The organism is Emticicia sp. TH156 (genome assembly GCF_002855535.1).
Classification (GTDB): domain Bacteria; phylum Bacteroidota; class Bacteroidia; order Cytophagales; family Spirosomataceae; genus Emticicia; species Emticicia fluvialis.
Genome location: NZ_PKRS01000014.1, coordinates 1 through 12,593 on the forward strand (window position 1 = coordinate 1; position 12,593 = coordinate 12,593).

Annotated in this window: 12 protein-coding genes; 1 reads left to right on the forward strand and 11 read right to left on the reverse strand. The window is 43.9% G+C overall.

Features of this window, described 5'->3' with window-relative positions; translation table 11 throughout:
* Positions 1-76 precede the first annotated feature (76 nt).
* The 8 genes from C0V77_RS21025 to C0V77_RS21060 form a co-directional block, all read right to left on the reverse strand.
* Positions 77-586, reverse strand: coding sequence for a DUF6265 family protein (locus tag C0V77_RS21025; RefSeq protein ID WP_101728366.1), 510 nt, complete (start codon positions 584-586; stop codon positions 77-79).
* 84 nt (positions 587-670) lie between these two features.
* Entirely contained in the window at positions 671-1,723 is a 1,053-nt protein-coding gene (locus C0V77_RS21030; protein ID WP_101728367.1) for a 2-oxoacid:ferredoxin oxidoreductase subunit beta, read from the reverse strand.
* Complete coding sequence (locus C0V77_RS21035) at positions 1,720-3,522, reverse strand: 2-oxoacid:acceptor oxidoreductase subunit alpha (RefSeq protein WP_101728368.1); 1,803 nt, start codon at positions 3,520-3,522, stop codon at positions 1,720-1,722. Before C0V77_RS21035 ends, C0V77_RS21030 begins: the two co-directional genes overlap by 4 nt.
* Positions 3,523-3,580: 58 nt before the next feature.
* Positions 3,581-5,374: an FAD-dependent oxidoreductase gene (locus tag C0V77_RS21040; RefSeq protein WP_101728369.1), complete on the reverse strand. Its 1,794-nt coding sequence runs from the start codon at positions 5,372-5,374 to the stop codon at positions 3,581-3,583.
* 128 nt (positions 5,375-5,502) lie between these two features.
* Positions 5,503-6,900, reverse strand: a complete 1,398-nt coding sequence (locus C0V77_RS21045) for an NAD(P)(+) transhydrogenase (Re/Si-specific) subunit beta (RefSeq protein WP_101728370.1) — start codon at positions 6,898-6,900, stop codon at positions 5,503-5,505.
* Between the two features lie 30 nt (positions 6,901-6,930).
* Positions 6,931-7,239, reverse strand: coding sequence for an NAD(P) transhydrogenase subunit alpha (locus C0V77_RS21050; protein ID WP_409012806.1), 309 nt, complete (start codon positions 7,237-7,239; stop codon positions 6,931-6,933).
* Positions 7,240-7,288: 49 nt separating this feature from the next.
* Positions 7,289-8,404: a Re/Si-specific NAD(P)(+) transhydrogenase subunit alpha gene (locus C0V77_RS21055; RefSeq protein ID WP_101728435.1), complete on the reverse strand. Its 1,116-nt coding sequence runs from the start codon at positions 8,402-8,404 to the stop codon at positions 7,289-7,291.
* Positions 8,405-8,624: 220 nt separating this feature from the next.
* Entirely contained in the window at positions 8,625-9,854 is a 1,230-nt protein-coding gene (locus C0V77_RS21060) for a carboxypeptidase-like regulatory domain-containing protein (protein ID WP_101728371.1), read from the reverse strand.
* A gap of 178 nt (positions 9,855-10,032) precedes the next feature.
* On the opposite strand from C0V77_RS21060, the gene C0V77_RS21065 reads away from it, so the two are divergent.
* Positions 10,033-10,467, forward strand: coding sequence for a (4Fe-4S)-binding protein (locus C0V77_RS21065; protein ID WP_101728372.1), 435 nt, complete (start codon positions 10,033-10,035; stop codon positions 10,465-10,467).
* Between the two features lie 75 nt (positions 10,468-10,542).
* On the opposite strand, the gene tatC is transcribed toward C0V77_RS21065, so the two are convergent.
* The 3 genes from tatC to C0V77_RS21080 all read right to left on the reverse strand — a co-directional run bounded on the left by tatC (position 10,543) and on the right by C0V77_RS21080 (position 12,557).
* A complete protein-coding gene (gene tatC / locus C0V77_RS21070) occupies positions 10,543-11,424 on the reverse strand; it encodes a twin-arginine translocase subunit TatC (protein WP_101728373.1) in 882 nt (293 codons plus the stop codon).
* A gap of 39 nt (positions 11,425-11,463) precedes the next feature.
* Positions 11,464-12,075, reverse strand: a complete 612-nt coding sequence (locus C0V77_RS21075) for an OmpH family outer membrane protein (protein WP_101728436.1) — start codon at positions 12,073-12,075, stop codon at positions 11,464-11,466.
* Positions 12,076-12,200: 125 nt separating this feature from the next.
* Entirely contained in the window at positions 12,201-12,557 is a 357-nt protein-coding gene (locus C0V77_RS21080) for a hypothetical protein (protein WP_101728374.1), read from the reverse strand.
* Positions 12,558-12,593 lie beyond the last annotated feature (36 nt).

Here is a 12,593-nt window from a genome sequence, read left to right on the forward strand (position 1 = left end):
CCCCGAAATTCCAAGAAATTGGCAGTTTTCGGGGTTGTTTTTTTATGTAATACGCTGATATTTAATTACTTATCTCTCATAAGGTTTCCCTAAATACAAACAAATCGGCGAAAGTCCAGTTTCCGTTTTCCTGTTTGCCTCGCTGAATCACCAATTGGTTAGGGCCACGTTTTTCATAGATAATTCTGATCGACCCATCTTGTTTTTCAAATAAGGCCCAGTCTTTTTTTGACTCAATGAACCGGTACCTGTCTGATACCTCTTTTTCTTCTATTGCTATCAGGCCGGGTTTAAAGTGCTTTACCAATACAACGGGACCGTTTTCGGTCTGTTCAAAAATGAGCATTTCATACATGGTCACTTTTTCATCTTTCATCATCCTGATAAAGCCAGTCAGATTGTCGCCCGCAGGCTTAGCCCAGAACGCTTCAATAGGGCCGCCGTTGAATACGCCCTGCCAATGCCCATGAATAAAGGCTACATCGTTCAGCGTGGCTTTGCTGGCTTGCGCTGTAGCAGCTTGATTCATAAACAGACCAAAGGCAAATAGTGTAAACACAAAAAATGCGTGCGTTGAGGTTTTCATAGGTTTGTTGGTAAACAGGTTGAATTTATCGATGCAAAAAAATAGGGCTTACACCTTGATAAGCCCTAACTGAAAGGGTTTGTATTATCTGAGGCTTTGGTTCAATGCCTCCAGTGCATCAGCACCGGGGCAGAGTACGTCTTCTTTCAGTTCGTTCAGTGGTTTTGTTGTAGTGCCTAATACTTCATGCAGGTTTTTGGTGTTGGGTTCAATATAAATCAGGCCTGTTAATATTTCGCCACTGGCTTTGGCATTTTGCAGGGCGGTCATGGCTGATAGTTTATCTTCCGGATTCCAGCCCTGGTGCAGCTTTTGCAGGTTTAGCACCGAGCCATCGTGCAGGGTTACTTCCTGGTTATCGCCTTCGTCATAAGTTGTGGTAATTTCTTCCATTGTTGGTACAAAGTCAATAGTAGAGGTGGCCTCAATATGCTCACGAACATAATCATAAGATTTAGTGGAACCGCTATTATTGTTAAAAGTAACACATGGAGAAATGACATCAATTAAAGCAAAGCCCGGGTGAGACATAGCCGCCTTTATTAAAGGTATCAGCTGCGTTTTATCTCCCGAAAAACTGCGGGCCACAAACGTTGCGCCCAGCTCAAGTCCTAAGCCCACCAGATCAATGGCATTGAACTGATTGGTAGAGCCTGCCTTGCTGATTGAGCCGGCATCTGCAGTGGCAGAGTCTTGCCCTTTAGTAAGGCCATAGCAACCGTTATTCATTACCACATATACCATATTCAGGTTACGGCGGATAGCATGCACAAATTGCCCCATGCCGATAGAGGCAGAGTCACCATCGCCAGATACACCAAAATAAACCAGGTCACGGTTAGCCAGGTATGCTCCGGTTGCTACAGAAGGCATACGGCCGTGTACCGAGTTAAAGCCATGAGAATTACCCAGAAAATAAGCAGGTGTTTTGGATGAACAACCAATACCCGATAGCTTGGCAATGCGATGCGGCTCAATGGCCAGCTCAAAGCAGGCCTGAATGATGGCACCGCTGATAGAGTCATGCCCGCAGCCTGCACAAAGGGTTGATAATGCTCCCTCGTAATCTTTTTTGGTATAATTTATTTTGTTTTTCGGCAGTTTTGGGTGCCGGAAGGCAGGTCTTACGTAGGTCATGAGTGTACAAGCGTTTGATTGATTTCATTAACAATTTTAGCGGCCGTAATAGGCATTCCATCATAATTAAGCACGCGAATCAGTTTTTTTGGATTTATTTCCAGTTCATTAATCAGTAGCGAACGTAACTGGGCATCGCGGTTCTGTTCAATTACATAAACTGTTTCGTGGTCTTCTATAAATCTTTCTACTTCTTCACTAAACGGAAATGCTTTGATGCGCATGGCATCGAGCACAACTTCCTGCTCGCGCAGCAGGTCTATGGCTTCTTCTGATGAGTAGGTTGATGTGCCAAAGAAAATAACACCCAGCGGGCTCATGTTTTTATCCTGATAGAAGTACGGAGCGGGAACCAGACTTTTGGCAGTTTCCCATTTTTTCTCCAGGCGTTCCATGTTTCGTACGTAGACGGCTCCGTCTTCTGTATAAACCGCGTATTCGTCGCGAGAGGTACCGCGGGTAAAGTAAGAACCTTTAGTAGGATGCGTTCCCGGATAAGTTCTGTAAGGGATACCGTCTCCGTCAACATCCAGATATCGGCCAAAGCGGCCCATATTCTCCAGGTCTTGGGCCTTCAGTACTTTTCCCCGATCATATTTTCGTTCATTGTTCCACTCAAAAGGTTCGGTCAGGTGGTCATTCATTCCCAGGTCAAGGTCTGTCAGTACCATTATAGGCGTTTGCAGGCGTTCGGCCAGGTCAAAGGCAGCCGCTGTCAGTTCAAAGCATTCCTTCGGATTACTCGGAAACAGCAATACGTGCTTAGTATCGCCGTGCGAGGCATAGGCCGCAATGGTAATGTCTGACTGTTGCGTGCGGGTAGGCATACCGGTTGAGGGGCCTGTGCGTTGCACGTCAATCAAAACGGCTGGTATTTCGGCAAAATAGCCTAAACCTAAGAACTCGTTCATTAAAGAAACGCCCGGCCCGCTGGTGGCTGTAAAAGACCTGGCGCCGTTCCAGTTAGCGCCTATCACCATGCCTATGGCTGCAAGCTCGTCTTCGGCTTGCACAATGGCATAATTTTTTTCGCCGGTTTCTTTATTGATTCTGAATTTTTTGGCGTATTTCTCAAATTTTTCAACAACAGAGGTAGAAGGCGTAATAGGATACCACGCCGCCACGGTTGCTCCGGCAAATACAGCGCCTAATCCGCAGGCACCATTGCCATCAACCATAATGCGGTTACCTACCTTATCGCGGCGTTCTACTCTTATGTCAAGCGGGTAACTGAAGTTTTCTTGCACATATTGCACGCCAAGCTGTAAGGCCTGAATGTTGGCAGGTATCAGTTTTTCTTTGCCTTTAAATTGCTCGGCCAGTAATTGCTCAAGCACACTAAATTCAATGTCAAGCAGGGCAGAAAGCGCGCCAACATAGATAATGTTCTTGAATAATTGCCTCTGACGAGGGTCTGTATATTGTTTCAGGCAGATATCCATTAATGGAATACCCAGATACGTAATGTCTTCTCTGATATATTCGCTATGAAGTGGCTTGGTGCTGTCATACATGAAGTAGCCGCCGGGGCGCACACTCTGCACGTCTTTCAACATGCTTTGCGGGTTTACGCATACCATCAGGTCTATGCCTTCACGGCGGCCCAGATATCCTTTTTCATTAATCCTGACTTCATACCAGGTGGGTAGCCCCTGAATATTAGATGGAAAAATATTCTTGGGTGTAACGGGGATTCCCATTCTAAAAATAGCCTTGGCAAACATACCGTTAGCACTGGCAGAGCCTGTGCCGTTTACGTTGGCAAAGCGTACTACAAAATCATTTATGAGCGCTGACATTTTGCTGGCCTGAGAAGAGTTTTGTCGTTAATAAATAATTGTCCGGGTTGGTGAGCTATCAAACAGCTGCCGTCTGGCAACCATGATGTGCTTTAGTGACGTTATAAAAGTACTTTTGCATATCCCAGGCTGAGGTGGGGCATCTCTCTGCACATAAACCACAATGCAGGCATACATCTTCGTCTTTTACCATTACCCTTCCGGTTGGCAGATTGCCCGAAACCAGTAGTTCCTGTTCCAGATTCAGTGCCGGAGCCATCAACCTTGTACGCAGGTCTTCTTCTTCACCGTTTACCGTAAAGGTAATGCAAGAGGTAGGGCAAATATCCATGCAGGCATCGCATTCTATGCATCGCGTTTCGGTAAATACTGTCTGCACATCGCAGTTCAGGCAGCGTTGTGCTTCTTTAAAACCTTCAATCGGGTTAAAGCCCAGTTCAACTTCTTTTTTACGGTCTTTCAGGGTTACAGATTTATCAGCCTGTGCTACCACAAAGCGGTGGTCTGTTACTACCAGGCTATCGTAACTCCATTCGTGGATTCCCATTTTTTGAGAAACCAGATTGGTATATGGGGCAGGGCGGTTGGTCAAGGCCTGTCCCTGACAGAACAAATCGATAGAGATAGCTCCCTGATGCCCTTGCGCCACGGCAGTAATTACGTTTTTAGGCCCCAGCGCGGCATCGCCGCCAAAGAAGACCTTCGGATTGGTTGATTGAAATGTATCCGGGTTTACCTTTGGCATTTCCCATTTGTCAAACTCAATGCCTAAATCCCGCTCTATCCAGGGGAAACTGTTTTCCTGCCCAATGGCTATCAGTACATCATCTGCCTCAATAAAAACATCAGGTTCGCCGGTTGATACCAGAGAGCGTTTGCCTTTGTCATCATAAACGGCGTGTACTTTTTCAAAGGTCATGCCTTTCAGGCGGCCATCTTCCACCACAAAAGATTTGGGTACATGGTTATCCAGAATCGGAATGTCTTCATGCATGGCATCTTCTTTCTCCCAGGGCGAAGCCTTCATTTCAGCAAAAGGGCTGCGCACAACTACCTTAACGTTTTCGCCGCCTAATCGGCGCGAAGTGCGGCAGCAGTCCATAGCTGTGTTACCACCGCCCAGTACAATTACATTTTTGCCTATTTTACTGGTATGCTCAAATGCAACACTGGCCAGCCATTGAATACCTATATGGATATTGGCTGCTCCTTCCTGCCGACCGGGCAAATCGAGGTCGCGGCCTTTTGGTGCGCCGGTACCAATAAAAACTGCATCATAACCCTTGTCTAGGACCTCTTTCAGGCTTGAAACATAGGTTTTGAAATGGGTATGGATCCCCATTTCCAGTATATTGTTTACTTCTTCGTCTAAAACAGCTTCCGGAAGCCGGAATGATGGAATCTGGCTGCGCATCATGCCCCCGCCTTTGATTTGCTCGTCAAAAACGTGGATTTCATAACCGATAGGGGCCAGGTCGCGGGCTACGGTGAGTGAAGCCGGCCCAGCACCGATGAGGGCCACTTTCTTGCCATTACCAACGGCGGGCGCTTTCGGTATCAGGTTTTTGATGTCTCCTTTATTATCTGCAGCTACTCTTTTCAAACGGCAGATAGCTACCGGTTCTTCTTCAACGCGGCCACGTCGGCAGGCAGGTTCGCAGGGCCTGTCGCAGGTTCGGCCCAGCACTCCCGGAAATACGTTCGATTCCCAGTTAACCATATAGGCTTCGGTATAACGCCCGGCGGCAATTAATCTGATGTACTCAGGAACAGGGGTATGTGCAGGACATGCGTACTGACAATCTACTACCTTATGGTAGTACTCGGGGTCATTTACGTTTGTAGGTTCCAACTGTTGAATATTTTATAATTAAATCGTAGGTAAATCTATTCAATTTAAAAAATCAATGCCAAATATTATTCTGAAATTTTGTAAAAGTGGCAATTATTATATGAATTTTTGTCAAGAAAATACAAATTTTACATCTGTTTCAGTTCACTTACCAGTTTGGTTAAAACCCCCTTGGCATCACCAAAAAGCATACTTGTTTTGGGTTGATAAAACAGCAGGTTGTCAATACCGGCGTAGCCGGCATTCATGCTGCGTTTGTTTACAATTACATTACGGGCGTTTTCTACATCCAGTATGGGCATGCCGAAAATTGGAGAGGACGGGTCCGTTTTAGCGGCCGGATTCACCACGTCATTGGCACCTACTACCAGCACTACGTCAGTTTTAGTAAATTCGGGGTTAATTTCTTCCATTTCTACCAGTTTATCATAAGATACGTTGCTTTCGGCCAGCAGCACGTTCATGTGGCCGGGCATACGGCCAGCCACCGGATGAATAGCGTATTTTACCTCAACGCCCCTCTCTTCCAGCAGGGTTTCCAACTCATGTATCACGTGCTGGGCTTGTGCCACTGCCAGCCCGTACCCCGGCACAATAACCACTTTCTGGGCGTAGTTCATCAGAATGGCAGTGTCTGAAATCGAAATATCTTTTATACTGCCCGTTACCTCAGCACCTGTTCCGGCTGTGCTTGGGCCAAAGGCGCCAAAAATTACATTGCTCAGGGGTCTGTTCATGGCTTTACACATGGCCAGTGTAAGAATGGTACCTGCCGAACCTACCAGGATACCCCCGGTGAGCATTACCTGATTCTGATACAAAAAGCCGCCAAATGCTGCAGCCAGACCCGTAAACGAATTAAGCAACGAAATTACCACAGGCATATCTGCACCACCGATAGGAATCACAAACAGCACACCGTAAATCAGCGCGGCTGCAAAAAGTAATACTGGGAGCAGCATGTGTTCGGGCCGGGCATAGACAATGTATGCGCCAAAGGCAACCAGTGCCACCATAACTACCGTATTAAGAATATTGTAAGAGGGTAGCCTTATTGGTTTCTTCATGGTTTCGTTCAGTTTCAGAAAAGCAATAATGCTGCCGCTGAACGAAACTGAGCCGATAACCAAACCAGCGATAATGGTAGCCATTGCCCCGGGATTCCCCAGATTATGCTCGTATTCCATAATACCTATCAAGGCCGCACAGGCGCCACCCATACCATTGAAGAGCGATACAAGCTCAGGCATTTTGGTCATTTGTACCTTGTTGGCTGTTAACCAACCTGCAATGGTACCTATACCAAAGGCCACCAGAATGAGCGTAATCTTAATTGGTTCTCTGGTTGTGTAGCCATCAGGATGCTGATAGAGTAGTATGGTGCCTGCAATTGCCAGGGTCATTCCAAAGGCTGCGTAAAGGTTTCCTTTTCGGGCGGTGTCGGGGTGGCTTAGCATCTTAAGCCCCATCACAAAGGTTATTGAGGCTATTAAATAGACAATATCAAGAATATATTTTGTTTCCATTAGGCAGGGTTGTCAGTATAAAGTATCACCTTATTTTTTCTTAAACATTTCCAGCATTCTGTCTGTTACTGCAAAACCACCAACCACGTTTAGCGTACCCAGCACTACAGCTATAAAGCCCAGCGCCAGCGCGGCAATGTTATCTGCCGGGGTATTCAGCATTACAATAATGGCCCCAACTATTACAACCCCGTGTATGGCATTTGCGCCGCTCATAAGTGGTGTATGTAAAACGGCCGGTACTTTACCAATTACCTCAACGCCTACGAATACAGACAAGATGATGATGTATATCATCTCTATATGCTGGCCAATGAAACTCAAAATATCGTTTATCATATCTTAAAAAAAGTTTTTGTTGATGTCTGATTGGGCAACTACACAAAGTCTACATAACTGAGGCATGCACCGCTTTGCCTTCGTGTACTATTAATGAGCCCTTGGTTATTTCTTCAGCCATTTCCCATTTGAAGCCGTCTTTGGTAGCCAGATGAAGCAGAAAAGTAGCCATGTTTTTGGCATATAGCTCACTGGCATTTAAAGGCAGTAGCGATGGTATATTGGGTTCGCCTACAATGGTTACACCATGTTTTACAACTGTCTGGCCATATTCACTACAGGCGCAGTTACCGCCTTGCTCAACTGCCATATCTACAATCACCGAGCCCAGTTTCATGCTTTTTACAACTTCTTCGGGTACAAGTAAAGGCGCTTTTTTACCGGGTATCAGCGCAGTTGTTATCACCAGGTCGGCTTCGCTTATGTGGCGGGCAATTACTTCCTGTTGCTTTTTCAGAAAATCTTCCGATACCCCCTTTACATACCCACCCTCTATTTTTATCGATTCATCACCTTTTACCTCAATGAATTTTCCTCCTAATGATTCCACTTGTTCTTTGGTTTCGGGGCGGATATCGCTTACCTCAACCACCGCTCCCAGTCTTTTGGCTGTGGCAATGGCTTGAAGCCCTGCCACACCTGCGCCCATAATTACTACCTTGGCCGGTTTAATGGTGCCGGCGGCTGTCATAAGTAAAGGAAATATTTTGCCCAGGTGATAAGCTCCGATGATGACTGATTTGTAACCTGCCAGATTGGCTTGAGAGCTGAGGGCGTCCATTTTCTGAGCTCTTGAAATGCGGGGGATGGCATCTACTGAAAAGGCTGAAATACCTTGTTTTACACTGGCGGCAATCAGTTCAGGATTTGCAGCTGCATACATGAAAGATAGAGAAACGGCTCCTTTTTTCATGAAAGATACTTCTTCGGTTGTGAGCGGATTTACCTTTACAACTGTGTCGGCGTCTGATAGCAAGACCGATTTATCTAAGGCAACCTGCGCGCCAACGGCCTCGTAAGAGGCATCTTCAAAAAAGGAGCTTATTCCGGCATTTTTCTCAATAGCACAGGTAAATCCGGCTTGAATCAGTTGCTTGCAAACTTCTGGACTTAGGGCTACGCGTCTTTCAAAGGGCTTGGTTTCTTTTAATATCGCTATTTTCACAGGGTCGTTACTTTTTTTGATTACAATATAGAAATAATTCAAATAATTGCAGATATAATGATAAAATAAATTTTATGTTCCTCAAAAAGCCAGGCCTGTACAAATTGTAGGTTGTTGATTTTGGGTTATAGTAAAACAGAAAAGGCAGATACTTCCGGTTTTTTTTTAACGTGAAGCATCTGCCTTTTTTTGGCGATTCTGTATAGGTTAATCTGATGTCTTAAGGTAATTCCGGCACATAATCAAGTGGTAATAGCTCTCCGATTTTTTCATTTCCCCAACGGCCTTCAAAAATAATGGAAAGCGGGTTAATTAAATGGCCGTTTTTTTCAACGAGTGCGGGGGGCTCAAGCATAGATAAAATAGATACCTGAGGTATGTTTTTTTGTCCGGCTGAAAGAAACTGTGGTTCTTCATACTCTTTGCTATAAACAACATAAATATGGTTACTGAAATCTATTTTATATATGTCTTCTGACGGGCTGATTACCTCTGATTCGTTCAGTGGTGTTTTTACCAGATACTGCACATGGCGGGCAAAACTGCTGGTGGGTAGTTTACTAAGCGCATGGTCGGCGCGAAGTTTAACATCGGCAGAGTCTACGATAATTTTTTCTTTTGATGCCTCTGTAACTATATTACCCAGGCTGTCTCTTTTTTCCGGAAACATCGGTACAAGAAATGTCTTCTTCTGCTCTCTAATCAGCTTGTGCATAGTATAGCCTTCTTCAACCAGGCGTTTATCAACCAGCGCTTTAAAAAAGTGTTGCGTAGAGCCATAATAGGCGCGGTTACGGTTTTCAATCCACTCTTTCTTCTTTTTATTGCTTTTGGTTTGCATTTCTTCAAAGAAAGGGTATCCATAAAATGAAACATATTGTTGCCTGAAATGATAGCTGAAGTCTTCCAGCTGGTATTTAATTACATACCCCAGTTCTTTGTTTTCTATAATCAGGGGTTCATCTGCTTTAATAATCAATTCAGAATCGTCATTGCTTAACCTGAACGACAACGCCTTTGGGTTTTTGAGTTTGCAGGCAGCCGAGAAAAGGGTTTTGCCCATAAAACCATCCTGAAACAAATGTATATACTTCTTGTAGCCGTCCTTAACTGTTTTTATGGTTACACCCTGTAACTCAATGGCATCTGGTTGTAACAGTATCAGTAAGGGTCTTTTCAGCGTATCGGCTTTAATTTGTAATGAAAATGTTCTAAAACCTACAAAACTGATTACGAGGTCAATAGTACCACCCGGCACATTGTATAACTTAAACCGGCCTTTGTCGTCTGTTTGCTGGCCTTTGGTAGTATTGCTGATAAACACATTGGCAAAGGGCAATGGCTTTTTGTCTGACTCATCAATAACCCGCCCTTCAATATTGAGCTGCCCCAGGCTTAACACAGGGACACTCATAATCAAAAAGAAAAAGGCCGCTATCCGGTTCTTCATTTGTACTTCGGTAAGATTAATTTGTAATAATACTGCAAAGGTAAAAACTAATTTCTTAGTTTCAGGTTAATTAAGGTTAAAATAGATTCAGGTAGATTTATGATAGGGCTTTATAGTTATACGTAAGATTTGAAATTTACCTGAGTTTTCTTAATATTGAGTTTAAATTTATGAACTCATGGAAGAACAAAAGAAAATAACCAAGCACTATTCCAATGAAGAATTAACGGTTGTCTGGCAGCCGCACATGTGTATTCATTCAGCGATATGTTTTAAAGGCTTGCCTCATGTGTTTGACCCCCGCAAGCGTCCATGGGTTACACCTGAGAAAGAAACCGGCCAGATAATTATGGAGCAGATAGACAAATGCCCTTCTGGCGCTTTGTCTTATTTTTTAAACGAGGTGGGAGAGAAAGAAAAACAGATTGACAGCGAAACCATTATTGAAACCACCAAAGATGGCCCCCTGCTGGTGTATGGTAATATATTGATTAAAGATACAGAAGGAAACCTGACCAAAAAGCATAAAGTAACGGCGTTGTGCCGCTGCGGGGCTTCGGAAAACAAACCTTTTTGCGATGGCACCCATACCAAGATAGGTTTTACAGCATAAACCTTTTAGGCATTTTTAAAAACCAAAAGCCACTTGTACAAACAGGCGGCTTTTGGTTTTTATAGCAGATATTTATCAATTATCGCTTTCTTTTTCAAGATCGGCTAAACGTCTTTTTTCTTCTCTGGCCGATATAATAATACTTACTTCATACAATATATATAAAGGGAATGCTACCAGTAACTGGCTGGTGATATCGGGCGATGGAGTAATAACCGCTGCCACAATCAGGATAACTACCACTGCATGGCGGCGATACGTTCTCATAAACTGAGGCCCTATGATACCAATCTTGGTCAAAACAAAAATGGCAATTGGTAGCTGGAAAGCCACACCGCAGGCCAGCGTAAGCGTAGCCAGCAATGAAATGTAAGAACTGATATCAAACTGGTTCTCAATGCTTTTGCTTATCTGAAAATTAACCAGAAAGTTAATAGCCAAAGGAGAAACAATAAAATACCCGAACATTACACCCGAAAAGAAAAGGAAGGTTACATAGAAAACCGCACCTCTCGCCGATTTCCGCTCGGTCATTTTCAGGCCGGGCTTAATGAAACGCCAGATTTCCCAGAAAACATAAGGAAACGCAAACACCAGACCAATAATAGCAGCCGAGGTAAAAGCCATTATAAACTGGCCGGATACCTCGCGGCTCATTAAACTAAACTGGAGTTTTTCTACACACAGGCCCGGGGCTCCTACAGCCTGCCCTAATTTACACATCATCCGGTAGGTCCAGAAATCAACTTTAGAAGGGCCCAGAATAACGGTATCGTAGATTTCCTCAATATAAACAAAAGCGAAAATCATAAAGAAAACAATAGCTGCAGCAGCGCGAATCAGGTGCCAGCGAAGTTCTTCGAGGTGGTCAAGAAACGACATCTCTTTCCCTTCTTCTTTCCCTTCGCTTTCGCTATCATTATCGTAATCGTAATAAGGGGTTTGATCTAACGGCATCTTATTCAATAATTTTCTTTGTGTACTTTTATAGAGCTGTTATTTTTTGGCGGTTGTGTCTTTTTCAACACTTATTTTGCCACTTTTTTTATCGTCAGCATATTTTTTATTCAGGCCTTCCAAAACCTGTTTGGTTATGTCAAGGTCTTCTTTGGCGTAAAGTACTCCGCCACCTTTCGAATAACCAATTACCATATCATATTTATCGCCGGCGTTAAATTCTTTCAGATATTCATGAATTTTGTTCAATATATCTTCGGTCTTTTTTCCTTCTTCCTGCGCCAGTTGTTGTGCATTTTTGTCACGGTAGGCCATCAGGTTTTGTTCTTCCTGTTGCAATTGCATTTGTGTTGTTTGCGCCTGCTCTTGTGTCATGTGGCCTTGTTGGGCTCTTTGCTGGAAAAACTGAACTTTGTTCTGGAACGACCGGGCCTTATTAGCTAAATCGTTTTCTAACTGGAATCTTTTATTTTCAGAAGCCTTCAAAATGTCTTTGTAATAATCATATTTGGTTAGCAGGGTGTCTGTATTTACATAAACAATACGGCCAGATGGCTGCTTGCCGCCAGATGTTGTTGAAGTAGAAGCAGACTTGTCGCATCCCCAGGCAATAACAGAAACTAAAAGAACGAAAACTGAAAGTTTTTTCATGAGAAAATTAATTTGATGCACCACCGCTTGAGGCGCCATTAAAAAAGGTATTTAGATAAATTTTATGCAAATAAAGGTTGCAAAGATAGAAAAACCAAACTATTTAAGACTGACTATAAAGGCTTTTATTTGATTAGCTGCCTGAGCTGATAACCTGCCAGAGCCGAGAAGCCGCCAACGAGACCGCCGATAAGCGCCATAATCAGAAAAAACGATACCGAAAATGGAATACTATTAAGGAATTTGAGGTTGTCGGCAAATAGATTGCCTATTCTGTCGAGCATAAGCCCCTCATGTGTAATGTTCAGATAGGCCGCATAGGCTATCCATAATGTGGCAATAGCCGCAGCGCCTGCCAGCCAGGCTCCTTTGCCAGAAGAGGTTTTGAACATACCCACTATAAATGCAATAGGGGCAATAACCCACCAGGGCAGAAACATCTGTGCTATTGCACTGATTACTAGAATTAGAATATATGCCATGTTTAATTTCGTTTAATAATAAGAATCAACGCTAAA